Below are 24,731 nucleotides of genomic sequence, written 5' to 3' on the forward strand. Positions count from 1 at the left end.
GCGCGTCCCTGCGCGCCCGTCAACGACTGTCAGCGCGTCTGCGCGGCGGAGCGGGCAGCGCCGGTGGTGGCGCCGGCGGGGGCGGCCGGGCGCGGCGTCGACACGACGATGCGCTCGCGGTTCTGCTCGACCGTCTTCAGGCCGATGCCCTTGACCTGGGCCAGCTGCTCCGGGCTCTGGAACGGACCGTTGGCCTTGCGGTAGGCAACGATGGCCTCGGCCTTGGACGCACCGACGTTGTGCAGCACGCGGTCGAGCGTAGCGGCGTCGGCGGTGTTGATGTTGACCTTCTCCGCCGCGAACGCGGTGCCGGCCAGCATCAGCGACAGCAGCACGGTGGCGAACAGGCTCTTGATCGTGTTCATGTTGGATGTCCTTCGAGAGTTGGGTTGGTTTCCTTACCGCCGGCGGGCGACCGCCTGCCGGTATGCACAGTCTCCCGGTCCCGGCCGCCGCGCGGCATCGCCGCAGGGACTGCCGCGGGACCGGACGATGCCGCGTCGCGGCGTAGGGAAATCCCTACACATGCCCCGCGCTAGAATTGCGCTCTTCGCACACACGGGATTGCTCGATGGACGCCAGCCGGATCGACCGCTACGTCGCGGAAAAATGGGACGACGAGATCGTCCCGCAGCTCGTCGAATACATCCGCATCCCCAACAAGTCGCCGATGTTCGACGCCGACTGGGTGAAGAACGGCTACATGGCCGACGCCGTGAAGCTGATGGAGGCCTGGGCAAGCGCGCAGTCCGTGCCCGGCATGGCCGTCGAAGTGGTGCAGCTGGAAGGCCGCACGCCGCTGATCTACATCGACATCCCGGCCGCGCACGGCGGCAGCAACGACGACTGCGTGCTGCTCTACGGCCACCTCGACAAGCAGCCGGAGATGACCGGCTGGGACGACGACCTCGGCCCGTGGAAGCCGGTGCTGCGCGGCGACAAGCTCTACGGCCGCGGCGGCGCCGACGACGGCTACGCGATCTACGGTTCGCTGGCCGCGATCCTCGCCCTGCAGGAACAGCAGGTGCCGCACGCGCGCTGCGTGGTGCTGATCGAGGCCTGCGAGGAATCGGGCAGCTACGACCTGCCGGCCTACGTCGACCACCTCGCCGACCGCATCGGCCAGCCCTCGCTGGTGGTGTGCCTGGACTCAGGCTGCGGCAACTACGACCAGCTCTGGTGCACCACCTCGCTGCGCGGCCTGGCCGGCGGCAACCTGACGGTCAAGGTGCTGGAGGAAGGCGTGCACTCGGGCGATGCCTCGGGCGTGGTGCCGTCGAGCTTCCGCCTGCTGCGGCAGCTGCTGTCGCGGATCGAGGACGAGAAGACCGGGCGCATCCTGCTCGACGGCCTGTTCGTCGATATCCCGCCCGAGCGTCTTGCGCAGGCGCGCCGCGCCGCCGAGGTCCTCGACACCGCGATCTACGACAAGTTCCCGCTGCTGCCGGGCATGAAGCCGATGAACGACGATCTCGCCGAACTGGTGCTCAACCGCACCTGGCGCCCGGCGCTGTCGATCACCGGCGTCGGCGGCATTCCGGCGCTGGATTCGGCCGGCAACGTGCTGCGCCCGCAGACCGCGGTGAAGCTGTCGCTGCGGCTGCCGCCCACGCTCGACGGCAAGCTGGCCGGCGACCTGCTGCAGGCCGAGTTGCTGCGCGATCCGCCCAACGGCGCGCAGGTCACGCTGGCGCTGGAGAAGGCCTCGAGCGGCTGGAACGCGCCGGCGATGTCGTCGTGGCTGGAAAAGGCCATCGACGCGGCCAGCAACGAGTTCTTCGGTGCCCCGGCGATGTACATGGGCGAAGGCGGCTCGATCCCGTTCATGGGCATGCTCGGCGAGAAGTTCCCGGGTGCGCAGTTCATGATCACCGGCGTGCTCGGCCCGCATTCCAACGCGCACGGTCCGAACGAGTTCCTGCACATCCCGATGGGCAAGCGGGTGACGGCCTCGGTGGCGCGCGTGATCGCCGAACACCACCTCGCCAGCCAGCGCGGCGAGACCACCGGCGCGGCGGTGGCGCCGGACAGCGGCACGCGACACGGGGACCACGGCTGCTGTTGAGGCGGGGTCCGGCTTGCGCGTGCTCCGATGGCCCCCACCCCAACCCTCCCCCGCAGGCGGGGGAGGGAGCCAAACGCGGCCCCATAGACACCCCGGCTGGCGCGACGCCGCCGACCCTGCCAAGCTTCACCCACCATCCATCCTTGGGGAGCGCGCATGGAACTGTTCGGCAGCAGCAACTGGCTCTACATCATCTTCATCGGCCTGATCGTCGGCGTGGTCGCGCGCCTGCTCAAGCCCGGCAAGCAGAACATGGGCTTCCTGCTGACCATCGTGCTCGGCATCGCCGGCGCGCTGTTCGCCGGCTGGATCGGCCGCGCGGTCGGCTGGTACGGCGACGGCCAGGCGGCCGGCTTCATCGCCTCCACGCTGGGCGCCATCGCGCTGCTGTTCATCGTCGGCTTCCTGCGCAAGAAGCGCTGAGGCCAAGGCCCATCGAAGCAGGAAAGCCGGGCAATGCTCGGCTTCCTTTTTGACGTGAACCTGCAGGCACGCCGTCAGTCGAGCAGCCGCGCGATCACCTGTTCCGCCAGCACCTCGGGGCTCGCCGCCTGCGTGTCGAGCACCAGTTCGGCATGCTCCGGCGGCTCGTAAGGCGAGTCGATGCCGGTGAAGTTCGGCAGCTGGCCGCTGCGCGCCTTGGCGTAGAGGCCCTTCACGTCGCGGCGCTCGGCCTCGGCCAGCGGCGTGTCGACGAAGACCTCGACGAAGTCGCCTTCGTCGAACAGCGCGCGCGCGGCCGCGCGCTCGGCGCGGAACGGCGAGATGAAGCTCACCAGCACGACCAGGCCGGCGTCGGTCATCAGCTTCGCCACCTCGGCGACGCGGCGCAGGTTCTCGACGCGGTCCTCGTCGGTGAAGCCGAGGTCTCGGTTGAGGCCGTGGCGGACGTTGTCGCCGTCGAGCAGGTAGGTGTGCAGGCCCTTGGCCAGCAGGCCGCGTTCGACCAGGTTGGCGATGGTCGACTTGCCCGCGCCCGACAGGCCGGTGAACCAGACGCAGCGCGGATGCTGCCCCTTCAGCGCGGCGCGCGCCCGGCGGTCGACGTCGAGCGCCTGCCAGTGGATGTTGTCGGCGCGGCGCAGGCCGTGGCGGATCATGCCGGCGCCGACCGTGGCGCGGCTGATCGGATCGACCAGGATGAAGCCGCCCAGCGCGGCGCTCTCGGCATACGGCGCGTAGGCGACCACGGCGTCGAGCGAGAGCACGATCTCGCCGATCTCGTTGAATTCGAGCCGCTTGGCGGCCAGCGGCTGCAGGCTTTCCGGATCGTGGCGGAACTTGAGCTCGCTGATCCGCGCGCCGACCGTGCGCGTGCCGGTCTTGAGCTGGTAGCGGCGTCCCGGCAGCAGCGGCGCCTCGTCGAACCAGAGCACGTCGGCGACGACCTGGTCGCTGTGGAGCAGCGGCGCGTCGGCGGCGGCCAGCACGTGGCCGCGGCCGGCGTCGACCTCGTCGGCCAGTTGCACCGCCACCGCCTGCCCCACCCGCGCCGAATCCGCGGGCGTGCCCGAAACCGCCAGCGCCGCGATCCGGCTCGACGCACCGGCGGGCTCGACCCGCACCGCATCGCCCACCCGCACCGTGCCTGAGGCCAGCGTGCCGGCCAGCCAGCGCCCGCCCTCGCCGTCGCGCAGCACCGACTGCAGTGGCAGCCGCAGCGGCTGCGCCGGGTCCGGCGTCGCGACTTCGACGGTCTCCAGGTATTCGAGCACGCTCGGCCCGTGGTACCAGTCGATGCCGGGCGAGCGCGCGGTGACGTTGTCGCCGACCGCAGCCGCGACCGGGATCGCGACCACGTCCGGCACGCCCAGCTTCGCCGCATGCGCGCGGAACTGCGCGGCGATGCCGTCGAACACCGCCTGGTCATGGCCCACGCGGTCCATCTTGTTGACCGCCAGCAGCACGTGGCGCACGCCGAACAGCGACAGGATCGCGGCGTGGCGGAAGGTCTGCGGCAGCAGGCCCTTGGTGGCGTCGACCAGCACGATGGCGAGGTCGGCGATCGACGCGCCCGTGGCCATGTTGCGCGTGTACTGCACGTGGCCCGGGCAGTCGGCGATCAGGAAGCGGCGCTTCGCCGTCTGCAGGTGGCGCCATGCCACGTCGATGGTGATGCCCTGCTCGCGCTCGGCGTCGAGGCCGTCGAGCAGCAGCGCGTAGTCGATGTCGCCGCCGCGCGTGCCGTGCGTGGCGCTGGCGCGCGCCAGCGCGGCGCGCTCGTCGTCGGGCACGCGTCCGGCCTCGTGCAGCAGGCGGCCGATCAGGGTGCTCTTGCCGTCGTCGACGCTGCCGCAGGCGATGAGGCGGAGAAAATCGCGTTGTACGTCGCCCGCCATCAGAAATAGCCCTCGCGCTTCTTCTTCTCCATCGAATCGCCATCGGCATGGTCGATCAGCCGCCCGGCGCGCTCGGACTGCGCGCTGGTCTCCATCTCCGCGATCACCGCGTCGAGGTCGGCCGCGTCCGATTCCACCGCGCCGGTGAGCGGATAGCAGCCGAGCGTGCGGAAGCGCACGCGGCGTTGCTCGACTGTTTCGCCCTCGCGCAGCACGAAGCGCTCGTCGTCGACCATGATCCAGGTTCCGTCGCGGCGCACCACCGGCCGTTGCGCCGCGAAGTACAGCGGCACCACGTCGATGTGTTCGCGACGCACGTAGCGCCACACGTCCAGTTCGGTCCAGTTCGACAGCGGGAACACGCGCACGCTCTCGCCGTCGCCGACGCGGGCGTTGTACAGGTTCCACAGCTCCGGCCGCTGCCGGCGCGGGTCCCAGCGGTGCTTCGCGTCGCGGAACGAGAACACGCGCTCCTTGGCGCGCGACTTCTCCTCGTCGCGGCGCGCGCCGCCGATCGCCGCGTCGTAGCCGCCGGCCTCCAGCGCCTGCTTGAGCGCCAGCGTCTTCATCACCTCGGTGTGCACGCTGGCGCCGTGGCTCAGCGGACCGATGCCGTCGCGCACGCCGTCGGGATTGACGTGCACGCGCAGTTCGATGCCGGTCTCGGCCGCGCGGCGGTCGCGGAAGGCGATCATCTCGCGGAACTTCCACGTCGTGTCCACGTGCAGCAGCGGGATCGGCGGCAGCGCGGGCGCGAAGGCTTTCAGTAACAGATGCAACAGCACCGAGCTGTCCTTGCCGATCGAATACAGCAGGACCGGGTTGCGGCACTCGGCCGCGACCTCTCGCAGGATGTGCAGGCTCTCGGCTTCGAGGCGATCGAGGTCGCCGCCGGCCGGGGCGGGAATGGGATTCGAGGACGTCATATGCGCCGGGATTGTAGCGACACCCCCCGCATATCCCGTAAATCACCACAGGGAATGTCCGCATAACCGACCATCCTTTCCCGCGTTCCGCGCGCGCGCCTAGCCTTTGCTGCGAACCCGCCACCCCGAGGAACGTCGGAGGATGTCCGCACCCGCTGCATTGCCTGCGCTGCCTTTTCCCCAGGAAACGGCGGATGCGCTCTTTCGCCTCACCCAGGGGCTGGAGCCGGCGGGGCTGTGGTGGCTGTCCGGATACGCCGCCGGACTGGCCAGCCGTGGCGGCCACGAACAGCCCGCTTCCGCCGCCGCCCCGCGCCCCGATGCGCCGGCGGCGGGGCGGCTGACCATCGTCTACGGCAGCCAGACCGGCAACGCCCGACGCGCCGCCGAAGCGCTGTTCGCCAAGGTGCAGGCCGCCGGCCTGCCCGCGCGCCTGCTGCGCGCCGACGCCTACGCCACCCGCGAACTGGCCGGCGAGCGCCTGCTCTACATCGTCATCAGCACCCAGGGCGAAGGCGATCCGCCGGACGACGCGATCGGCTTCGTCGAATTCCTCGCCGGCAAGCGCGCGCCCAAGCTGCCGGAGCTCAAGTACGCCGTGCTCGGCCTCGGCGACACCAGCTACGCCGACTTCTGCGGCATCGCCCGCAGGATCGACGCGCGCCTGGCCGAACTCGGCGCTCAGCGCGTGGCCGAGGTCGGCCTGGCCGATCTCGACATCGACACCGTCGCCGAGCCCTGGGGCGAAGCCGCCCTGGCGCAGGCGCGCGAACAGCTCAAGTCCGCCGCGCCCGCCGCCGCGCACCTGGCCACCGTCACCCCGCTGCGCCCGGCCGCGGCGTGGTCGCACGAGCGCCCGTTCCCGGCCGAGGTGCTGGCGAACCAGACGCTCAGCGGCCGCGAGTTCCGCAGCGTCGGCTTCCGCCAGTATCGCGACGCCGACAAGGAGGTGCGTCACCTCGAACTGTCGCTCGACGGCTCGGGCCTGCACTACGAACCCGGTGACGCGCTGGGCATCCGCCACCGCAATCCCGAGTCGCTGGTCGCCTCGGTGCTGGAGGCCGCGAAGCTCGACGGTGACGCCGCCACCACCGTCGACGGCGACACCCTGCCGCTGTCCGAATGGCTGGCCACTCGCCGCGAGCTGACCCGGCTGTCGCGCCCGTTCCTCGCCGCGCATGCCGAGCGTTCCGGCGCCGTTGAACTGCAGCAGTTGCTCGAACCGGGCAACGCCGGCTTCGCCGCACTGCTGGCCGACCACCAGCTGGCCGACGTGCTGCGCCGCTGGCCGGCCGACTGGGACGCCGGCGCCCTGCTCGCCGCCCTGCGCCCGCAGGCCCAGCGCCTGTACTCGATCGCCTCGAGCCGCAAGCGCGTTGGCGAGGAGGCACACCTGACGCTCGACGTGCTGCGCTACGCCGCGCACGGCCACGACCACCTCGGCGCCGCCAGCGGCTTCCTCGCCGCGCTCGACGAAGGCGGCCAGGTGCCGGTCTACGTCGAACACAACGAGCGCTTCCGCGTCCCCGCCGACGCCTCGCGCGACATCATCATGGTCGGCCCCGGCACCGGCGTCGCCCCGTTCCGCGGTTTCGTGCAGGAACGCGCGGAAACCGGCGCCACCGGCCGCAACTGGCTGTTCTTCGGCGCGCAGCATTTCAACACCGGCTTCCTCTACCAGACCGAGTGGCAGGACGCCCTGCGCCACAAGGAACTGCACCGCCTCGACCTCGCGTTCTCGCGCGACCAGGCCGACAAGGTCTACGTCCAGCACCGCCTGCGCGAGCGCGGCCGCGAGGTCTACGACTGGCTGCAGTCCGGCGCCCACTTCTACGTCTGCGGCGCGATCGCCATGGGCAAGGACGTACACGCCGCGCTGCTCGATATCGTGACCGGACACAACGGCGGCGATGCCGAGGCGGCGGTCGATTACCTCACCGAACTGCAGACCGGAGGCCGCTACAGCCGCGACGTCTATTGACCCGTGGGAGCGCCTTCAGGCGCGACGCTCCTTCTCCATTCCGTGTCCGTGCAAAAGCATCGCGCCTGAAGGCGCTCCCATGAACCTCCGGCAGCCATCCCCACCATGAGCCACCCTTCCGTCGAAGACATCAAGACCAGCAGCCGCGGCCTGCGCGGCACGCTGCTCGAAGGCCTGGCCGATCCGGTCACCGGCTCGCTGTCGTTCGAGGACCAGCGCCTGGTCAAGTTCCACGGCACCTACCAGCAGGACGACCGCGACATCCGCGACGAGCGCCGCCGGCAGAAGCTCGAACCCGCGCACCAGTTCATGATCCGCATCCGCGCCCCGGGCGGCGTGTTCACCCCCGAGCAGTGGCTCAAGCTCGACGCCATCGCCACCACCTACGCGAACCATTCGCTGCGCGTCACCACCCGCCAGACCTTCCAGTTCCACGGCATCATCAAGCGCGAGCTCAAGGCGACCATGCAGGCGATCAACGCCAGCCTGCTCGACACCGTCTCGGCCTGCGGCGACGTCAACCGCAACGTGCTCGGCGCCAGCAACCCGCTGCAGTCGCGCCTGCACGCGCAGGTGCACGACTGGGCGCAGACGCTCTCGCTCGCCTTCCTGCCGAAGACCCGCGCCTACTACGAGATCTGGCTGGACGAGGAAAAGCTGGCCGACAGCGGCCAGGAAGAAGACCCGATCTACGGCACCGCCTACCTGCCGCGCAAGTTCAAGATGGCCGTGGCCTTGCCGCCGCTCAACGACGTGGACGTGTTCGCCAACGACCTCGGCCTGATCGCGATCGTCGACGAGCGCGGCAACCTGGCCGGCTTCAACGTCGCCATCGGCGGCGGCATGGGCGCCAGCCACGGCGACCCGAAGACCTACCCGCGCCTGGCCAGCGTGATCGGCTTCGTCCCGCCCGAGCGCGTGATCGACATCGCCGCCGCCGCGGTCACCGTGCAGCGCGATTTCGGCGACCGCGTCGAGCGCAAGCACGCGCGCTTCAAGTACACCATCGACGACCACGGGCTCGACTTCATCGTCGACCAGATGCAGCAGCGCGCCGGCTTCAAGCTCGAACCCGCGCGCCCCTTCCACTTCGACCATAACGGCGACCGCTTCGGCTGGGTCGAGGGCGAGGACGGCCGCTGGCACCTGACCCTGTCGCTGCCGGCCGGCCGCATCGCCGACCGCCCCGGCACGCCGCATCTCACCGGCCTGCGCGAGATCGCCCGCATCCACCAGGGCGAGTTCCGCCTGACCGCCACCCAGAACCTCATCATCGCCGGCGTGCCCGCGGGCGAGCGCGAGCGCATCGACGCGCTGGTCGCGCAGCACGCCCTGGATGCGGAAAACCGCGCGCCGACCGCGCTCGCGCGCACCGCCGTCGCCTGCGTCGCCCTGCCCACCTGCGCATTGGCGATGGCCGAAGCCGAGCGCTACCTGCCCGACTTCACCGCGAAACTTCAGCCGCTGCTGGAACAGCATGGCCTGGCCGAAGCGCCGATCCTGCTGCGTGTCTCCGGCTGCCCCAACGGCTGCTCGCGCCCCTACCTGGGCGAAATCGCCCTCGTCGGCAAGGCGCCGGGCCGCTACAACCTGATGCTCGGCGCCGACCACCGCGGCCAGCGCCTGAACACCCTGTACCGCGAGAACCTCACCGAGCCGCAGATCCTCGACGAGCTCGAACCGCTGTTCGCACGCTACGCCCGGTCGCGCCACCGCGACGAAGGCTTCGGCGACTTCCTGCTGCGCGCGGGCGTCGTCGACATTCCGGAAAGAGACCGCCGAAGCGGCATTCCGATCGAAAGCACGCTGGTAGAGAAAGTCGCATGAACCTGCCCACCCCGATGGCCGCCGCCGAATCGCCCGATGCCCTGGCGGAGCTGAACCAATGGCTGGCCGGGCGCAGCGCCGAGGAACGCGTCGAATGGGCGCTGCGCACGCTGCCCGGCACCCACGCCCTGTCGTCGAGCTTCGGTACCCAGGCCGCCGTCTCGCTGCACCTGGCGGCGCAGCAGCGCCCCGACATCCCCGTGATCGTCATCGACACCGGCTACCTGTTCCCGGAAACCTACCGCTTCATCGACGAACTGACCGAACGCCTCAAGCTCAACCTCAAGGTCTACCGCCCGCAGATCGGCATCGCCTGGATGGAAGCGCGCATGGGCCGCATCTGGGAGGAAGGCGTCGACGGCATCACCCGCTACAACCGCCTGCGCAAGGTCGAACCCATGCAGCGCGCCCTCAAGGAACTCGGCGTCGGCACCTGGATCGCCGGCCTGCGCCGCAGCCAGGCCAGCACCCGCGCCAACATCGACTTCCTCGAGCGCAAGGACGGGCGGTGGAAACTGCATCCGATCGCGGACTGGAGCGATCGCGATGTCGGGCACTACCTCGCCCGCCATGACCTGCCCTACCACCCGTTGTGGGAGAAGGGCTACGTCTCGATCGGCGACATCCACACCACCCGCCCCTTGACGGCCGGCATGGACATCGAGGACACCCGCTTCTTCGGACTCAAGCGGGAGTGTGGGCTGCATTTCGACGCGGAGACGGTTCCCTCGACCTAGGGAACCTCTGCACAAGTCTGAATCTGTCCTCCCGAACGCAATGAGGAATCCCGCCGAATCAAGGGCTTGGATTTCTCGCTGCGCTCGATAATGACAGTTGTTCAGAGGCTCCCTGGAGATTCACCCGAGGGAACATCCGGGCGAATGCGCATTGTCCTTCGGGCGCAGCAAGGGGCCTGCCCGTTGCCCGCACATGACGCGCAGTAGCGGATCGACCGGTCTGCGGACATCGAAAAAAAGCGCTTCCCCGCTGCGCCCGGGACGCCATTCCGCCGGACGCGCCAGGCGGGCATCGCCGCCCCGAAACGAAGCGAGCCGGGGAATCCCGGCTCGCTCGTGAAGCATGGCCACGCCCGGGAGCGTGATCGGATCAGTAGAAGACCTTCCAGGCCTGGTTCGGGACCGCGGCGACAGGCTGCTGGGTGGCATGGTTGCCCGACTTCCAGTAGACGTTGTTGCCGTTTGCGGAATTCCGCCACAGGATGTCGGCCCTGCCGTCGCCATCGTAGTCACCGACGGCCGCCACGGCCCACGCCGTACCGGTGCTGACGACCGCCTGCTGGGAGCCGCTGCTGCCGCCGCGCCAGATCGAATTCGCGCCGGTGCTCGCATTGCTCCACAGCACGTCGTCCAGTCCGTCGCCGTTGAAGTCTGCGACACCCGCGACGCGCCATGCCTGGCTCGGGACCGAAGTGACCGCCTGCTGGCTGGCGCTGCTGGCGCTGCGCCAGATCGTGTTGTTGCCGGTCGTGGTGCTGCGCCAGAGGATGTCGCTCCTGCCGTCGCCGTTGAAGTCGCCGACGCCCGCCACCGTCCAGCCGCCGCCGACCACGGTCGCCACCGTGAGCTGCGTGGCGTGATGGCCGCTCAGCCAGATCACGTTCTGGCCGGTGTCGGCACGGCGCCACAGGATGTCGGCCACGCCGTCACCGTTGAAATCGCCAACCCCCGCAACCTTCCAGTTCTGGTTGGCGACCGTGGCAACGGTCTGCTGCTGCGAGTGCAGTCCGGACCGCCAGATCACGTTATTGCCGGTCGAGGTATTGCGCCACAGCACGTCCACCTTGCCGTCGCCGTTGAAGTCGCCGGTCCCGGCGATGATCCAGGCCTGGCTCGCCACGGTGGCCATCTGCTGCTGGGTCGCGATGTTCACCGACTTCCAGATCGCGTTCTGCCCGGTGCTGGAATTGCGGAAGATCACGTCCGACTTGCCGTCGCCGTCGAAATCGCTGCGCACGTTGCCCAACGGCACCACCGTCGCCCGGAACTGGGCGATGATCGGCATCGTCTGGTTCATGCTGCGGACGTTGTCGGCAGTCGCCGTGCCGGTGGGACGATTGAGGTAGTTCACCGCCGGATTGGCGAAATACGGCGCCTCGATCTGATTGTCGCCCGACGGGTAGGCCATGATCGTGAAGAAGCCGGTCGCCGACGACTCGCGGTAGCCATACGAATAGGTGTGCGCGCCGGCGCGTCCCTGGGCATCCTGCGTGTTGTGGGCCTGGCCCATCACGTGGCCGAGTTCGTGCGCGAGCGAGTAGTCGCTGCAGAAGTAGGTATTGCCGTCGCCTTCGTCGCGGTCCTCGCCGTCGCTGACCACGGCATAGGCGAACTCCGCGTCGCCGGCGACGGTGATGCCGGACTGGTTCATGCCGAGCAACCAGGCGATGCCGCACCCATCCTGCTCGGGTTCACGGTAGCCGCGCACGAACGCAACCACGTCGGCGCCGTACTCGTTGCGGGCCGAGCGCAGCGCGGTGAACGCGCTGTCGACCGTGATCGGCTGCTGCGTGGTGGCGTCGTAGCCGGTGAGCTTCTGCAGCGCGTCCTGGTTGTCGCTGGTGTCGGCGTAGGTGACCGACATGGCGTGCACCAGGCGCAGGCGCATGTTCACGCCGCTGCTGGCATAGGCCGCATTGCTCAGCGCCACGAGGTTGGCGACGAGGGTGACGGCCGCCGCCTGACTGCCCTGCCGGGTGGCGATGCTGCTGGAATAGCCGATCACCACGTCCACCACGGCAGTGGCTTTTTCGTTGACGGCAGCGGCGGCGGCACCGGACTTGGCCAGGCGACTGGTCGCCGAGGCGGCCAGCACGCCGCCGCCCTCCGGCGGCGCCAGGAAATCCGGCCCGCTGGCGCGCTGCCCGCCACCCGAGGCGACGCGGCTGCGGTCGGTGGCGACTACCCAGGCGCCGGTCGCGTCGGTACGGACGCGGTAGTAGTCGTCTCCGACCGAAATCATGCCGAACACGGCCTTGTCGCCAAAGGTCAGCACCGCGTTGTTGCTGCCGTCGGCATCGCCGCCGATCCAGGTCCAGTTGCCGTCGGGCTGTTCCTCGTGGCGCTGGTACGCCAGGCGCAGCGGCTTGCCGTCGGGCATGGTGACGACCATCTCGCCCTTGCCGATCGCATTCAGCGCATGCGCCTCGCTGATCGCGACCGGATGGTAGGAATAGGCCCCGGATTGCCGGGCCTTGCGGCCGCCGCCGTAGGACAGCAGTTCACCCCGGTCCGGCAGGGACGCGAAGCTCGTCGAGGAGCCGCGGAGCGTGGCCAGCGACTCCGGCGTCAGGTCGGCCGCGGCGGATGCCTCCGCCTTGGCGACGGGACTGGAGGCCTCGGTACGATCCGAATCGAATTCCGACGTGCAGCCCGCCAATCCGGCGATCAGCGTCAGTCCCAGCAGATGTTTGCGCATGTTGCGATCCCAGAAATAAAGTGTCTCCGCCCTGTGCGGAGAGTGTCGCAGCATATGCCTGCCGGTAGGTGGCCGGAAGTTAAACCATCTCTAACCGCACACGCTCACACCGCGCCTGTGAACTGTACCCCCGTTTTCGCCCGGAGCTCGTCCTCGGACACGCCCGGGGCGAGTTCCCGCAGCGCCAGGCCGCCCTCGGCGACGTCGAATACGGCCAGGTCGGTGATGACCCGGTCCACCACCCCCACCCCGGTCAGCGGCAGGGTGCATTCGGGCAGGATCTTGTGTTCGCCATTCTTCGCCGTATGTTCCATCAGCACGACCACGCGCTTGACCCCGGCGACGAGGTCCATCGCCCCGCCCATGCCCTTGACCATCTTGCCGGGCACCATCCAGTTGGCCAGGTCGCCCTTGTCGGTGACCTGCATGGCGCCGAGGATGGCCAGGTCGATGTGGCCGCCGCGGATCATGGCGAAGGAGTCGTGGCTGCCGAAGTAGCTCGCGCCCTGGCGCGCGGTCACGGTCTGCTTGCCGGCGTTGATCAGGTCGGCGTCGACCTCGTCCTCGGTCGGGAACGGGCCGATGCCGAGCAGGCCGTTCTCCGACTGCAGCCAGACGTCCATGCCGTCGGGAATGTAGTTGGCCACCAGGGTCGGCAGGCCGATGCCGAGGTTGACGTAGGCGCCATCGCTCAGCTCCTGCGCGGCGCGCTGCGCCATCTCGTCGCGGGTCCAGGCCATTACTTCGCTCCTCGCACGGTGCGCTGCTCGATGCGCTTCTCGGGGGTCGGGTTGAGCACGATGCGGTCGACGTAGATGCCGGGCAGGTGCACGTGGTCGGGATCGATGGTTCCGGTCGGAACGACCTCCTCCACCTCGGCCACGCAGACCTTGCCGGCCATCGCGCAGGCCGGATTGAAGTTGCGCGCGGTCTTGCGGAACACCAGGTTGCCGGCCTCGTCGGCCTTCCAGGCCTTGACCAGGGACACGTCGGCCACCAGCGCGGTCTCGAGCACGTAGTGCTTGCCGCCGAACTCGCGGGTCTCCTTGCCCTCGGCCACCACCGTGCCGTAGCCGGTGGCGGTGAAGAAGGCCGGGATGCCCGCGCCGCCGGCGCGCAGGCGCTCGGCCAGGGTGCCCTGCGGGTTGAACTCCAGCTCCAGCTCGCCGCCGAGGAACTGGCGCTCGAACTCCTTGTTCTCGCCGACGTAGGACGAAATCATCTTGCGGATCTGCCGCGTCTCCAGCAGCTGGCCGAGGCCGAAGCCGTCGACGCCGGCGTTGTTGGAGATCACGGTCAGGTCCTTCACGCCCGAATCGCGCAGCGCGGCGATCAGGGCCTCGGGGATGCCGCACAGGCCGAAGCCGCCGACCGCCAGCGTCTGGCCGTCGGCCACGAGGTCACGCAAGGCCGCCGCCGCATCCGCACACCGCTTGCGCGCAGAACCGCCCCCTACCGATTGAGAAGACATTCGCACTCCCCGACTGGACATTGCGCCGATTCTACCCGTTGAGGCAGGTTCGCCCATCGGACGAACGGCCAATCGTCCCGTGCCCGACAGCCTTGCCAGGCGTTCCGAAGTGGCGCCCCCACACCATCTCCCGCACGCGTCGGCGGCAAGTCATCCGCCGGATGGCGCGTTGGCGCGCCGGCCGGCGCCGGCCGGCTTGAGCTTCAGCCGGGACAGCGGGCGGTCGATCGCGATGACGATCAGCCACGACAACAGCAGCGTCAACGCGAAGGACTTGAGGAAGAAGTCGAACGACCTGGAGAATCCGCAGGGGCACATGAACCATGCCGCCACCGTCGTGTGGATCAGGTAGACCGGATAGCTCAGGTCTCCGGACAACTTGTCGACCCTGCCCGACGGCTGGCGATAGAGCGAGACCACCACCCACGCCGACAGCAGCATCGAAGCGTACAGGCCCCAGGCCCACGGCCAGTAGGGCAGCTTGAACCAGAGCAGGCCATGCGCCGTCCAGGCCCGCCAGTAAAGCTGGAAATCCGTATGAACCGGTTGAAGAGATAGGTCCGCAACCCCACGTCACGAACCCGTGCTTGTTCGTCAACACGAACCTCATCAGGAAGTCGCTGAGAACGAAGAATCCCCACACTGCATATGCGGCGCAGCCAAGGATCATCCCCCTAGGCGACCCGACCATCGGCGACGCGAGGAACAGGCGCCAGGCGCCGAAGCCAAGGACAGGCAACCTCACGTACAGGGTCCGGCGACGGCCCGCACTTCACCAAGCACCGAACCGTCGGACAAGGCCTCCAGCCGCAGCCGCATGCCGTCATTGACCCAGGGGCCGGTCGTCGCCTGTCCCGTGCCGCCAGCCTCCGTCCAGGTCTTGTCTTGCACCCCTTCGGCGACGACCTTGATCCTGACGGCGGTCACGCCGGGGATCGCGACCTTCCAGTCCACCTGCACCTCGGCGGACGCGGCCTTGCCGTCCACGCAGCGGAAATCGACCGCCGCCGCCGCGACCTCGACGCCGGAAGACGACGTGATCTCGAAGCGCATCGGCGATTGCGCCTGCGGAGGCAGGCCGGCGGCAGGCGCAGGCGCCGCCGCCTGCTGCGCGGCCCGGTCGCGTTCACGGGCTTCCTGCGCCACCTCGTCGCCGCAACCGGCCAGCACCAGCAGCGCCAGCACGGGCAGGCAGCCCCGCATCCTGCGGCGATGGCCCGCGCCACCATTGCCGGGTCGATTCCCGCGTCGTTGCACCATCAACATCACGCCTCCTGTCTTGGAATCCAGAACACGCCGACCAGAACAGCGGGCAGGCACAGAGCAGCGCGCCAAGATAGCGCCGCGCCCTGCACGCACCCGCATGCCGCGTACCGGCGTGTTGGCCGTGGACGGTATTTGCCTCAACATAACCCTCCCCTGAAGCACCCGACCCCGCGAAATCCGGCGCATGTCGCGCAGAACTCCCCTGCCCCTGCTGCGCACCGCCGTTTTCCACGTCCTGCGCGGCCTGTTCCGCGCGGTCCCCCTGGGCGAGGCATCGCGCGACCGCCTGCGGCAGTGGTTCCTGGGCCGCCTCGGCTTCCTGGTGCCCGCGCCGCCGCGCGGCCTGCCTGCGAACGCGCATGCCCGCGAACGCCAGGGCCGCAGGGACGCGACCGGGCGTGCGATCGGCTACCGCGGGGCATCGACGCCCGTGCTGCCCTCGCCCCTGCCTGCCAGGCTCGTCGCCTTCTACCTGCCGCAGTTCCATCCCATCCCCGAGAACGACGCCGCATGGGGCGCCGGATTCACCGAATGGCGCAACGTCAACCGCGCCACGCCCCAGTTCGACGGCCATGCGCAACCGCGGCTGTCGGGCGATCTCGGCGACTACGACCTGCGCGACACCGACGTCATGCGGCGACAGGCGGAACTGGCGCGCCGCCACGGCATCGGCGCCTTCGCCTTCTATTTCTACTGGTTCAACGGCACCCGTCCGCTCGAAGCGCCCCTGCAGGCGTGGTTGCGCAATCGCGACATCGACCTGCCGTTCTGCCTGTGCTGGGCCAACGAAAGCTGGTCGCGGCGCTGGGACGGACGCGACAACGAGATCATCCTCGGCCAGCAGCATTCGGCCGAGGACGACCTGGCGTTCATCCGCCACGTCGCCCGCTACCTCGAGGATCCGCGCTACCTGCGCGTGGACGGCAAGCCGGTCCTGCTGGTCTACCGCCCGAGCCTGTTCCCCGACATCCGCGCCACCGCCGGTCGCTGGCGATCGGAATGCGAACGACTGGGCGTCGGCGGGATCCACCTGTGCTACGTCCAGGGCTTCGAGCGCCCCGATCCGGGCGACATCGGCTTCGATGCCGCGATCGAGTTCCCGCCCAACCTGAGCGAACCGACCGACATCACCCGCTGGCAGCGGCTGCTCAACCCCGACTTCGCGGGGAAGGCTCTCGACTGGCGCCAGCTCGCCGCCGGCGCGCTGCGACGGTCCCCGCCGCCGTACACGCTGTATCCCTGCGTCAATCCGGGATGGGACAACGAACCGCGGCGCACCGGGCTCGGCCGCGTCTTCCTGCATGCCTCGCCGCGCCGCTACCGCGACTGGCTGTCCTCGACCATCCGCGAGCGATTGGCCTCGCCGCGACCGGACGAGCGCCTGGTCTTCATCAACGCCTGGAACGAGTGGGCGGAAGGCGCGGTGCTCGAACCCGATCGTCGCCTGGGCCACGCGTGGCTCCACGCCACCAGCGAAGGCCTGCGACACGCCGCCGGGGACCGCACGCAGCCTTCCGGGCCCGCGGCCGTCGTCCACGCCTGGTATCCGGACGAGTTTGCGGACATCCTGCAGCGCCTCGTCGGGACGCGCATCGACTGGCGCCTGTACGTGACGACGTCGCCGGAACGCGAACGCGAGATCCGCCGCGTGCTCGAACGCTCCGCGCTGTCGGGCGAGGTCGTCGTGTCGGAAAACCGCGGCCGCGACATCCTGCCCTTCCTGCGCGTGGCCGACCGTCTTCTCGACGAGGGCCACGACATCGTCCTCAAACTGCACACCAAGCGCTCGCAGCACCGTCGCGATGGCGACCAGTGGCGGCGCGACATGCTGGATCGGCTGATGGCGCCGCAGCGTGCCGGCCGCATCCTCGACGCCTTCGCATCTGATCCCCTCCTCGGCGCCGTCGGCCCCGAAGGGCACCTGCAGCCGATGCAGACCTATCTTGCCGCGAACCGCGACGCCATCGAGTACCTGGTCACCCGCCTGGGCCTGCAGGACCGGCGCTACCTGCCGCATCGCTTCATCGCCGGCAGCATGTTCTGGTGCCGACTGGACGCCCTGCGGCCGCTGCTCGACGCCCACCTGGAGGAGTGGGAGTTCGAACCCGAGGACGGGCAGCTCGACGGCACCCTGGCGCACGCAATCGAGCGCATCTTCGCCCTGTGCGTCAACGACGCCGGCTTCGAAACCCGCAGCGCGGCCGACGTCTGCGGCGAACCCGACACCGAAGGCGACCGCCCCTATCCTTACGCCAGGCCGAGTCGCGGATAAGCGTGGCGGCGGCCGTCCGCGGGACGGCCGCCGCCGTCTTTCCGGGGTTGCGAGGGAACGTCTGGACAATCCGCTTTGTCATTCCGAGCGCAGCGAGGAATCCCGGGAAATCAACGACGTAGATTTCCCGCTGCGCTCGAAATGACGATCGTCCGGGGCCTCCCGAGGAGCCTGGTCGTGCCCGGTGGCGCTCCCGCGTGAGGCGCCCTCCCCAGCCGCGGTTCGCCTGGCCATCGGCAACCGGCTAAAATCCGGCACCGCTCCGCGCCACCCGCGTTGCGCGCCCCCAACCTGCAAGGACCCTTACGCTCGATGAAGATCCTCGTCGCCTACAAGCGCGTGGTGGACTTCAATGTCCGCATCCAGGTCAAGCCGGACGGTTCCGGCGTGGTCACCGAGGGCGTGAAGCTCTCGGCCAACCCCTTCGACGAGATCGCGCTGGAAGAGGCGCTGCGCCTGCGCGACAAGGAGATCGCCACCGAAGTCGTGGTCGCCACCATCGCCCCGGCCGACGCCGCCGCGCACCTGCGCAACGGCCTGGCGATGGGCGCCAACCGCGCCATCCACGTGGTCACCGACCAGCCGATCCAGCCGCTGACCGCCGCCCGCACCCTGCTCAAGCTGGTCGAGAAGGAATCGCCGGACCTGGTGATCCTGGGCAAGCAGGCGATCGACGACGACGCCAACCAGACCGGGCAGATGCTGGCCACGCTCTGGGGCCGCCCGCAGGCGACCTTCGCCTCGAAGCTGGAGATTGCAGATGGCAAGGCCACCGTGACCCGCGAAGTCGACGCCGGCCTGGAGACGCTGGAGGTCGACCTGCCCGCCGTCGTCACCACCGACCTGCGCCTGAACGAGCCGCGCTTCATCAAGTTGCCCGACATCATGAAAGCCAAGAGCAAGCCGATGGAGACGCTGCAACTGGCGGACCTGGGCGTGGAGTCCGGGGATTTCCTCAAGACCACCCACCACGCCCCGCCCGCGAAGCGCAGCAAGGGCGTGATGGTCAAGGACGCGGCCGAGCTGATCGCCGCACTCAAGCAGAAGGGGTTGCTGTAATGGCCAAGGTCCTCGTCATCGCCGAACACCTGGGCGGCACGCTCAACGCCTCCACCGCGCGCACGGTCAGCGCCGCGCAGGCGCTGTCGCCCGAATCGATCGACATCGCCGTGCTCGCCGCCGACCCGTCCGCGGTGGCCGCCGAAGCGGCGCAGATCGCCGGCGTGGCCAGGGTGCTCGCCGTGGCCAACGCCGCCAACGCGCAGCCCGTCGCCCAGGTGCTGGCGCCGCAGGTCGCGAAGCTGGCCGAGGGCTACAGCCATGTCGTCCTGCCCAGCACCACCTTCGGCAAGGACCTTGCGCCCTGTGTCGCCGCCCTGCTCGGCGTGGCCCAGGTCTCGGACCTCATGGCGGTCGAAGGCGCGCATGTGTTCAAGCGCCCGATCTACGCCGGCAACGCCATCATCACCGTCGAGGCGCCGGCCGACCGCACCGTGGTCGCCACCGTGCGCACGGCCTCGTGGCCGGAAGCGGCGAAGGGCGGCGGCGGCGCGGTCGAAGCCGTCACCGTTGACGCAACCCTGCCGACGCATACCCGCTACGTCGGCCTGGCCGCCGGCAAGTCCGACCGCCCCGACCTGCAGAGCGCGAAGCGGGTGGTGTCCGGCGGCCGCGGCGTCGGCTCGAAGGAGAACTTCGAGACCATCTACAAGTTCGCCGACCGGCTGGGCGCGGCGGTAGGCGCCTCGCGCGCCGCGGTCGACGCCGGCTACGTGCCCAACGAACTGCAGGTCGGCCAGACCGGCAAGATCATCGCCCCGGAGCTGTACGTGGCGATCGGCATCTCCGGCGCGATCCAGCACCTGACCGGCATCAAGGACGCCGGCACGATCGTCGCGATCAACAAGGATGGCGACGCGCCGATCTTCGAGGTGGCCGACATCGGCCTGGTCGGGGACCTGTTCACGCTGCTGCCCGAACTGGAAAATCAACTGCAATGAACCTCGCCCATCGCGTCCATGTGCTGCTGCCTTGCCTTGTCGGCACCGTCCTGCTCGGTGCCTGCCAGCAGGCGCCAAGCGACAGCGCCCCGGCCACTGCTCCCACTCAATCCGAGGCGACCGTGGCCGCACCCGCGACGCCCGAGGTGCCGCAGACACGCTTCATCCGCGCCGAACCGGCATCGCTTCCGGACTGCAGCCCGGCAGTCGTCACGCTGACCTGGGATACCAGTTCGCTAGCGCCACCGCCGATGTCGGTGCGTGTCCACATCCTGGCCCGCAACTCGGAACGCCTGTTCGCCGCCGGTGGCGCGCAAGGCCGGGCCGAGACCGGCCGCTGGGCCCTCCCCGGCTCGACGTTCTCGCTCCACAATGGCGAGACGGGCGAGAAACTGGAATCAGTCGTCATCGGCGGCCCCTCGTGCAGGCGCTGAAACAGGCCTGTACTGTGTTCCCCACCTGCATTCATCCGGCGGAAGCTCCCTAGAATCATGGAGTAGAGTCGGTGTGCGCCGACTCGCGCGTCGACATGCCCGTCGATCCGGGTCTGGTAACCTCCGCCCCTGCGCCACCTGTCTCTCCAGCAGGCAACTGGTGGCAGGATTGCCGGGCAGCCGGACTCGGCGGCGTTGCGCGCAGGCACGGCGATCGCCTGCCTCCCGCCCCCCCACCAAGGAACCACCCGTACGAATGGATCATTTGACCGTCAGGTCCTGGCAGGAACGCGACGGCCATGAGGGCGTCCGGGACGCTTGGCTAGCGTCCAGAGAAGCCTTGGTCGGACGCGACTGGAGCCAGGTCGCCGGCACCTGCGGTCTATGCGGGTCGAGCCGTGGATTCGTCCTCACCGAGAGCATGGACCCCCGGCAGCCAGATATTCGCGAGGGACTGCTTTGCCGCGAATGCCGCCACAACTCGCGCATCCGGAGTTCGCTGCGCCTGCTGCTGGACCAACTCGAAAGCTTGGATCATCCACCGGCGGTGTACTTGACCGAACAGGTGACGGGGACCTTCATCTGGCTCCAGCGGCATCTGCGTGGCACCCTCCTCGGCAGCGAGTTCGAGCCGAGCTTCCTCAAGCGGATGGCGCTGACCCGGCGCTTCCACCAGGCCGGCGGCAAGGGCACGGTCGAATATCAGGACGTCACGAAACTCAACTTCGCGGATGCCTCGCTGGACGCGATTGCATCGTTCGAGGTGTTTGAACATGTTCCCGACTATCGCACCGCGGTTTCCGAGTTCGCACGCGTGCTGAAGCCGGGCGGGACCTGCGTCGCGACATTTCCATTCACCGACGGCCCCGACACCATCACCCGTGCTCTCGTCGATGAAGAGGGCGAGGTCCGGCACCTGCTGGAACCTGAGTACCATGGCGATCCGATCAGCGGCGGCGTGCTGTGCTTCTACCATTTCGGCTGGGACGTACTGGACGTGTTTCGCAGCGCCGGGTTCTCCGACGTGCGCATGGTCATGCCGTGCGGCCTCGAACACGGCCTGTTCTACGGCCTCTGGACACTGGTAGCAACACGTTGAGGTACTAGCGCCACTCTATCGACTCCACCCGGTTCCGCCCCCGGACCAAGCCGGGACTCCCGGTCCTTCCAGGCTTTCATGAGAAAATGCAGACGCATTCCGCAATCCAGGTTCCGATGACCCAAACAGCCCCGATCGTCACCGTCCTCGTCCCCTGCTACAACGAGGAGGGCGCCGTCGCAGAGACCATCGAGAAGCTCGACTCGGCGCTCGCGCCGCTGGGCAACTTCCAGATCCTCGCGATCGAGGACGGTTCCGAGGACGGCACGCTGACGGTGCTCCGCTCGCTGGAGTCGCGCCATCCGCGGCTCACCGTGGTCCCGCACGACCGCAACCGCGGCTATGGCGCCGCGCTCAAGACCGGCATGCGCGAGGCCGCGTCTGACCTGATCGCGATCATCGACGCCGACGGCACCTATCCGATCGCCGACCTGCCGAAGCTGGTGGGCATCGCCATCGACCGCAACCTCGACATGGTGGTCGGCGCACGCACCGGCGAGAACGTCACCTACTCCACGCTGCGCAAGATCCCCAAGTTCTTCCTGCATCGCTGGATCAACTGGATCGTCAACCAGAAGATACCCGACATCAACTCGGGGATGCGCGTGTTCCGCAGGGACATGGCCCGCAAGTTCGTGCGCATCCTGCCCAACGGCTTCAGCTTCACCATCACCATCACCATCTCGGCGCTGCGCAACAACTACCGCGTCCATTTCGAGCCGATCGACTACTTCGCGCGCAAGGGCAACTCCAAGATCCACCCGATCAAGGATACGCTCCGGTTCGTGCAGATCATCGGCCGCACGGGCATGTACTTCGCGCCGCTGCGCATCCTCTCGCCCCTGCTCGTGGTGCTGGCGATCGGCAGCACGGCCAGCCTGTGCTACGACGCCTTCGTGCTCCGCGACCTGACCGAGAAATCGCTGGTCCTGCTCACGATGCTCCTCAACGTCGGGATCTTCGCGATCCTGGCCGACATGATCGACAAGCGGAGCCAGGTATGAGCGACCCGCACCACGACGCCTTCGAATACCGCGACAACGCCGAACACCACGAGGCCCAGCACAGGATGGGCCACCTGCAGGCGTACTACGCCTGGACCCTGAGCCTGTTCGGCGATGACCTGCAAGGCCCCGCGGCCGACGCCGGCGCCGGCTCCGGCCATTTTTCCGCGCTGCTGGCCGAGCGCGTCTCGCCCGTGCTCCTGCTCGAAGGCGGCACCGACAACCTGGCTGTGCTGCGCCAGCGCTTCGCCGGCAATCCCGCGGTGACCGTGGTCGACTGCGACCTGGAGCAGTGCGAAGGCCTGCTGCGCGAGCACGCGATCCGCAGCATCTTCACCCTCGACGTGCTCGAACACCTGCCTGACGACGTGGCGGTGCTGCGGCAGTTCCACGGCGCCCTGCCGCCGTCCGGCCGCGTGTACATCAAGGTTCCCGCGCTGCCGTGGCTGTACGGGCCGGTCGACGAGGCCTCCGGCCACTACCGCCGCTATACGAAGGCCAGCCTGCGCAAGGCGGTGGAGACCGCTGGCTTCCGGGTGGAGAAGTGCCGGTACATGAACCTGGCCGGCGTGCCGCCGTACTTCCTCAAGTCACGCATCCTCGAGCGACAGGAAAACTTCTCGCGCACCTTCACTCCGAAGCAGATCGAACGCATCCGCAAGCTGATGCCCGCGCTGAAGCTGGCCGACAGCCTGAGCGGGCCTCCGATCGGCCTGTCCGTGGTCTGCGTCGCCGTCCGGCCCTGAGATGCGCTACCCGCTCGCCACGTACCTGCGCGCGGCCGCGTTCTTCACCCTGTACGGCCTGGTCAAGTACCTGCCGCCACCGATCGGCGACGTCTTCCGCTTCGCGGTGCTCAAGCTGTTCATGGCGTCCATCCACAGCTGGAAGATCAAGGACGGCGTGTCGGTCTGGTTCCCGGAAGGGATCCGCATCGGGCGCCACGTGACCGTCAACGAGTACGTGTTCCTCGACGGCTACGGCGGCCTCGAGATCGGCGACCACTGCCGCGTCGCGCACGGCTGCTCCTTCCTCAGCGAGGACCATGTCTTCGACGACCCCGACACGCCCATCTGGCAGCAGCCCAAGCGCGCCGGGAAGATCGTGCTGGAGCAGGACGTGTGGCTCGGCTGCGGCGTGCGCGTGCTGCGAGGCGTGCATATCGGGCGCGGTTGCGTGGTCGGCGCCGGCGCGGTGGTCACGCGCGACCTGCCCGCCTTCTCCATCGCCGTGGGCGTGCCCGCGCGCATCGTCGGCACGCGTGGCACCCGGAGCGCCCATGACGCCGCCTGATGCACCCGGGCGACGCATGTCGCCGCTGCTCGGCGAAGGGCTGCGGATGGGCGTCCTGTCGGTCGCCAGCCTCGCCGTCGGCTACCTGCTGACGACGGGCCTGGTCGAACTGGCGCAACTGGCTCCCGAACCCGCCTACGCCATCGCCGTGGTCTCGTGCTCGATCCTCAATTTCTTCGGCTGCAGGCACTACGTCTTCAAGGGAACCCAGGGCCCGCTCTGGAAGGAGGCGTCGATGTTCTTCCCGTCCGTCCTCGCCTTCCGCGCGCTCGAAGTGCTGGTGTTCTCTTCGCTGCTGCGCGTCCTGGACCACTATCAGGTCGTCTACTTCGTGACTGCGGGTCTGTCGATGGTCGCGAAGTTCATCGTCTCGAAGCTGCTGATTTTCCGGCGCTGACGCGCCCCGCTCGCTACCATCCCGGCTTGACCACGATCCCGGCCTGCTTGGCGGGCAGTTCGATTTCCAGATGCAGGTTCGGCCGAAGCCAGGGGATACGTTCGCAGAGCGCCTGCTTCATCCGGCCGCCACGCGTGACCGGCGGCGGGTAGTAATTCTTCACGTACTTGATCTTGACAACGTTGAAGTCAGGCGAAAGCAGGCAGAAGTACCGGATCAGTTCATGCATCGCGAATTCGCGCCAATGGTGCCCATAGGTTGGCGTGGCCAGCACTTCGTCCACGGAGACCCCACCGCCGAAGCCCGTGCGGAAGCGCCGGAAATCCCAGGCGCGCCCGAACCACGAATAGTAGTTCGGCGTCGTGATCACGATGCGCCCGCCCGGCATCAGCACGCGGTACACCTCGCTCCAGAAATGCACGGGGTTGAACGTGATGTGTTCGATGATCTCTGTGAACAGGACCACATTCACGCTGTCGTCCGGAAGGTTCGAAAGCGAAGGACACCGTTCCAGGTCGGATTCCGTCACCAGCCGGATCCCCTCGCCGTCCGCAGCGGCGCGGACGCTCGGAAGATCCAACGTGACGGGCAGGTCCATCGCCGTCACCTCGTATCCAGCGCGCCGCCACATCAGGGACTGGTGCAGCCAGTGCGCGCCGATGTCCAGCAACCGGACACCCCGGCTGCGGTCCCAACTCCCGTCGAACTCCTCCAGCGTCAGGCTGAACCGTTCGTGGTGATGCCGCAGGTAGCCCACATCCGTATGCCCATAGCCGTCCAGGACCCGGAGCAGTTCGTCAACGCCCCCCCCCCCCCCCGCAGTCAAGGAAGGTTCGCGCACATCATCCGGCCACCCGAACAAATCCGCGATCTTCCGCAGTCTCGATCTAGCCATGCCATCTCCCTTCGGTTCGGATCTGGG

General features: G+C 68.7%; 23 protein-coding genes. 14 read left to right on the top strand and 9 right to left on the bottom strand.

The features are described from left to right. Positions 1–29 precede the first annotated feature (29 nt). Complete coding sequence (locus tag FQY83_RS14585; protein ID WP_146388707.1) at positions 30–365, bottom strand: ComEA family DNA-binding protein; 336 nt, start codon at positions 363–365, stop codon at positions 30–32. A 206-nt stretch (positions 366–571) separates the two neighbouring features. Between FQY83_RS14585 and FQY83_RS14590 the strand changes: the two genes are divergently transcribed. Together FQY83_RS14590 and FQY83_RS14595 are read left to right on the top strand one after the other, a co-directional pair. Further along, positions 572–2,065, top strand: coding sequence for a M20 family metallopeptidase (locus tag FQY83_RS14590; RefSeq protein WP_146388708.1), 1,494 nt, complete (start codon positions 572–574; stop codon positions 2,063–2,065). Between the two features lie 156 nt (positions 2,066–2,221). Beyond that, positions 2,222–2,488 carry a GlsB/YeaQ/YmgE family stress response membrane protein gene (locus tag FQY83_RS14595; RefSeq protein ID WP_146388709.1) on the top strand — a complete coding sequence of 89 codons (267 nt, stop codon included), beginning with the start codon at positions 2,222–2,224 and terminating at the stop codon, positions 2,486–2,488. Positions 2,489–2,562: 74 nt separating this feature from the next. Here FQY83_RS14595 and cysC read toward each other — a convergent pair whose 3' ends face one another. Next, positions 2,563–4,404 carry an adenylyl-sulfate kinase gene (cysC, locus tag FQY83_RS14600; protein WP_146388710.1) on the bottom strand — a complete coding sequence of 614 codons (1,842 nt, stop codon included), beginning with the start codon at positions 4,402–4,404 and terminating at the stop codon, positions 2,563–2,565. Beyond that, positions 4,404–5,330, bottom strand: a complete 927-nt coding sequence (gene cysD / locus FQY83_RS14605) for a sulfate adenylyltransferase subunit CysD (RefSeq protein ID WP_146388711.1) — start codon at positions 5,328–5,330, stop codon at positions 4,404–4,406. Before cysD ends, cysC begins: the two co-directional genes overlap by 1 nt. A 142-nt stretch (positions 5,331–5,472) precedes the next feature. Here cysD and FQY83_RS14610 point away from each other — a divergent pair, with 142 nt between their 5' ends. From FQY83_RS14610 to FQY83_RS14620, 3 genes are all read left to right on the top strand, one after another. Continuing rightward, complete coding sequence (locus tag FQY83_RS14610; protein WP_146388712.1) at positions 5,473–7,311, top strand: assimilatory sulfite reductase (NADPH) flavoprotein subunit; 1,839 nt, start codon at positions 5,473–5,475, stop codon at positions 7,309–7,311. A 105-nt stretch (positions 7,312–7,416) separates the two neighbouring features. Beyond that, entirely contained in the window at positions 7,417–9,138 is a 1,722-nt protein-coding gene (gene cysI, locus FQY83_RS14615; RefSeq protein ID WP_146388713.1) for an assimilatory sulfite reductase (NADPH) hemoprotein subunit, read from the top strand. Further along, on the top strand, positions 9,135–9,875 hold the full coding sequence (locus FQY83_RS14620; RefSeq protein ID WP_146388714.1) for a phosphoadenylyl-sulfate reductase: 741 nt from the start codon (positions 9,135–9,137) through the stop codon (positions 9,873–9,875). The genes cysI and FQY83_RS14620 overlap by 4 nt, the downstream gene beginning before the upstream one ends. A gap of 370 nt (positions 9,876–10,245) precedes the next feature. On the opposite strand, the gene FQY83_RS14625 is transcribed toward FQY83_RS14620, so the two are convergent. From FQY83_RS14625 to FQY83_RS14645, 5 genes are all read right to left on the bottom strand, one after another. Next, entirely contained in the window at positions 10,246–12,573 is a 2,328-nt protein-coding gene (locus tag FQY83_RS14625; RefSeq protein ID WP_158636521.1) for an FG-GAP-like repeat-containing protein, read from the bottom strand. Positions 12,574–12,677: 104 nt separating this feature from the next. Then, positions 12,678–13,313: a CoA transferase subunit B gene (locus FQY83_RS14630; protein WP_146388716.1), complete on the bottom strand. Its 636-nt coding sequence runs from the start codon at positions 13,311–13,313 to the stop codon at positions 12,678–12,680. Then, the gene (locus FQY83_RS14635) at positions 13,313–14,044 is read right to left on the bottom strand and encodes a CoA transferase subunit A (protein ID WP_146388717.1); all 732 of its coding nucleotides are present in this window, start codon (positions 14,042–14,044) and stop codon (positions 13,313–13,315) included. Before FQY83_RS14635 ends, FQY83_RS14630 begins: the two co-directional genes overlap by 1 nt. Positions 14,045–14,194: 150 nt before the next feature. Continuing rightward, positions 14,195–14,485, bottom strand: a complete 291-nt coding sequence (locus FQY83_RS14640; protein WP_146388718.1) for a hypothetical protein — start codon at positions 14,483–14,485, stop codon at positions 14,195–14,197. A 300-nt stretch (positions 14,486–14,785) separates the two neighbouring features. Next, a complete protein-coding gene (locus FQY83_RS14645) occupies positions 14,786–15,310 on the bottom strand; it encodes a hypothetical protein (RefSeq protein ID WP_158636522.1) in 525 nt (174 codons plus the stop codon). Between the two features lie 184 nt (positions 15,311–15,494). Between FQY83_RS14645 and FQY83_RS14650 the strand changes: the two genes are divergently transcribed. The 9 genes from FQY83_RS14650 to FQY83_RS14690 all read left to right on the top strand — a co-directional run bounded on the left by FQY83_RS14650 (position 15,495) and on the right by FQY83_RS14690 (position 23,809). After that, positions 15,495–17,582 carry a glycoside hydrolase family 99-like domain-containing protein gene (locus FQY83_RS14650; RefSeq protein WP_146388720.1) on the top strand — a complete coding sequence of 696 codons (2,088 nt, stop codon included), beginning with the start codon at positions 15,495–15,497 and terminating at the stop codon, positions 17,580–17,582. 312 nt (positions 17,583–17,894) lie between these two features. Further along, a complete protein-coding gene (locus tag FQY83_RS14655) occupies positions 17,895–18,641 on the top strand; it encodes an electron transfer flavoprotein subunit beta/FixA family protein (RefSeq protein WP_146388721.1) in 747 nt (248 codons plus the stop codon). After that, positions 18,641–19,582 carry an electron transfer flavoprotein subunit alpha/FixB family protein gene (locus FQY83_RS14660; protein ID WP_146388722.1) on the top strand — a complete coding sequence of 314 codons (942 nt, stop codon included), beginning with the start codon at positions 18,641–18,643 and terminating at the stop codon, positions 19,580–19,582. The genes FQY83_RS14655 and FQY83_RS14660 overlap by 1 nt, the downstream gene beginning before the upstream one ends. Further along, the gene (locus FQY83_RS14665; RefSeq protein WP_146388723.1) at positions 19,579–20,016 is read left to right on the top strand and encodes a hypothetical protein; all 438 of its coding nucleotides are present in this window, start codon (positions 19,579–19,581) and stop codon (positions 20,014–20,016) included. The genes FQY83_RS14660 and FQY83_RS14665 overlap by 4 nt, the downstream gene beginning before the upstream one ends. A gap of 256 nt (positions 20,017–20,272) precedes the next feature. After that, positions 20,273–21,115 carry a class I SAM-dependent methyltransferase gene (locus FQY83_RS14670; RefSeq protein ID WP_158636523.1) on the top strand — a complete coding sequence of 281 codons (843 nt, stop codon included), beginning with the start codon at positions 20,273–20,275 and terminating at the stop codon, positions 21,113–21,115. Positions 21,116–21,231: 116 nt separating this feature from the next. After that, positions 21,232–22,119 carry a glycosyltransferase family 2 protein gene (locus tag FQY83_RS14675; RefSeq protein ID WP_146388725.1) on the top strand — a complete coding sequence of 296 codons (888 nt, stop codon included), beginning with the start codon at positions 21,232–21,234 and terminating at the stop codon, positions 22,117–22,119. Then, positions 22,116–22,865, top strand: a complete 750-nt coding sequence (locus FQY83_RS14680; RefSeq protein ID WP_146388726.1) for a class I SAM-dependent methyltransferase — start codon at positions 22,116–22,118, stop codon at positions 22,863–22,865. The genes FQY83_RS14675 and FQY83_RS14680 overlap by 4 nt, the downstream gene beginning before the upstream one ends. A gap of 1 nt (position 22,866) precedes the next feature. Beyond that, positions 22,867–23,412: an acyltransferase gene (locus tag FQY83_RS17920; protein WP_146388727.1), complete on the top strand. Its 546-nt coding sequence runs from the start codon at positions 22,867–22,869 to the stop codon at positions 23,410–23,412. Further along, positions 23,399–23,809 (top strand): GtrA family protein, encoded by a 411-nt coding sequence (locus FQY83_RS14690; protein WP_146388728.1) that lies wholly within the window; start codon positions 23,399–23,401, stop codon positions 23,807–23,809. The genes FQY83_RS17920 and FQY83_RS14690 overlap by 14 nt, the downstream gene beginning before the upstream one ends. A gap of 13 nt (positions 23,810–23,822) precedes the next feature. Here FQY83_RS14690 and FQY83_RS14695 read toward each other — a convergent pair whose 3' ends face one another. Further along, entirely contained in the window at positions 23,823–24,704 is an 882-nt protein-coding gene (locus FQY83_RS14695) for a class I SAM-dependent methyltransferase (RefSeq protein ID WP_146388729.1), read from the bottom strand. Positions 24,705–24,731 lie beyond the last annotated feature (27 nt).

Source organism: Luteimonas marina (assembly GCF_007859325.1).
GTDB classification, from domain to species: Bacteria; Pseudomonadota; Gammaproteobacteria; order Xanthomonadales; family Xanthomonadaceae; genus Luteimonas; species Luteimonas marina.

Excerpts from the sequence above, each read along its gene's own strand:
- FQY83_RS14695 (WP_146388729.1), bottom strand. The coding sequence starts at position 24,704 with ATGGCTAGATCGAGACTGCGGAAGATCGCGGATTTGTTCGGGTGGCCG.
- cysI (WP_146388713.1), top strand. The coding sequence starts at position 7,417 with ATGAGCCACCCTTCCGTCGAAGACATCAAGACCAGCAGCCGCGGCCTG.
- cysD (WP_146388711.1), bottom strand. The coding sequence starts at position 5,330 with ATGACGTCCTCGAATCCCATTCCCGCCCCGGCCGGCGGCGACCTCGAT.
- cysC (WP_146388710.1), bottom strand. The coding sequence starts at position 4,404 with ATGGCGGGCGACGTACAACGCGATTTTCTCCGCCTCATCGCCTGCGGC.
- FQY83_RS14690 (WP_146388728.1), top strand. The coding sequence starts at position 23,399 with ATGACGCCGCCTGATGCACCCGGGCGACGCATGTCGCCGCTGCTCGGC.
- FQY83_RS14620 (WP_146388714.1), top strand. The coding sequence starts at position 9,135 with ATGAACCTGCCCACCCCGATGGCCGCCGCCGAATCGCCCGATGCCCTG.
- FQY83_RS14625 (WP_158636521.1), bottom strand. The coding sequence starts at position 12,573 with ATGCGCAAACATCTGCTGGGACTGACGCTGATCGCCGGATTGGCGGGC.
- FQY83_RS14595 (WP_146388709.1), top strand. The coding sequence starts at position 2,222 with ATGGAACTGTTCGGCAGCAGCAACTGGCTCTACATCATCTTCATCGGC.
- FQY83_RS14610 (WP_146388712.1), top strand. The coding sequence starts at position 5,473 with ATGTCCGCACCCGCTGCATTGCCTGCGCTGCCTTTTCCCCAGGAAACG.
- FQY83_RS14630 (WP_146388716.1), bottom strand. The coding sequence starts at position 13,313 with ATGGCCTGGACCCGCGACGAGATGGCGCAGCGCGCCGCGCAGGAGCTG.
- FQY83_RS14665 (WP_146388723.1), top strand. The coding sequence starts at position 19,579 with ATGAACCTCGCCCATCGCGTCCATGTGCTGCTGCCTTGCCTTGTCGGC.
- FQY83_RS17920 (WP_146388727.1), top strand. The coding sequence starts at position 22,867 with ATGCGCTACCCGCTCGCCACGTACCTGCGCGCGGCCGCGTTCTTCACC.
- FQY83_RS14680 (WP_146388726.1), top strand. The coding sequence starts at position 22,116 with ATGAGCGACCCGCACCACGACGCCTTCGAATACCGCGACAACGCCGAA.
- FQY83_RS14590 (WP_146388708.1), top strand. The coding sequence starts at position 572 with ATGGACGCCAGCCGGATCGACCGCTACGTCGCGGAAAAATGGGACGAC.
- FQY83_RS14670 (WP_158636523.1), top strand. The coding sequence starts at position 20,273 with ATGGATCATTTGACCGTCAGGTCCTGGCAGGAACGCGACGGCCATGAG.
- FQY83_RS14645 (WP_158636522.1), bottom strand. The coding sequence starts at position 15,310 with ATGTTGATGGTGCAACGACGCGGGAATCGACCCGGCAATGGTGGCGCG.
- FQY83_RS14640 (WP_146388718.1), bottom strand. The coding sequence starts at position 14,485 with ATGCTGCTGTCGGCGTGGGTGGTGGTCTCGCTCTATCGCCAGCCGTCG.
- FQY83_RS14650 (WP_146388720.1), top strand. The coding sequence starts at position 15,495 with ATGTCGCGCAGAACTCCCCTGCCCCTGCTGCGCACCGCCGTTTTCCAC.
- FQY83_RS14635 (WP_146388717.1), bottom strand. The coding sequence starts at position 14,044 with ATGTCTTCTCAATCGGTAGGGGGCGGTTCTGCGCGCAAGCGGTGTGCG.
- FQY83_RS14675 (WP_146388725.1), top strand. The coding sequence starts at position 21,232 with ATGACCCAAACAGCCCCGATCGTCACCGTCCTCGTCCCCTGCTACAAC.
- FQY83_RS14660 (WP_146388722.1), top strand. The coding sequence starts at position 18,641 with ATGGCCAAGGTCCTCGTCATCGCCGAACACCTGGGCGGCACGCTCAAC.
- FQY83_RS14585 (WP_146388707.1), bottom strand. The coding sequence starts at position 365 with ATGAACACGATCAAGAGCCTGTTCGCCACCGTGCTGCTGTCGCTGATG.
- FQY83_RS14655 (WP_146388721.1), top strand. The coding sequence starts at position 17,895 with ATGAAGATCCTCGTCGCCTACAAGCGCGTGGTGGACTTCAATGTCCGC.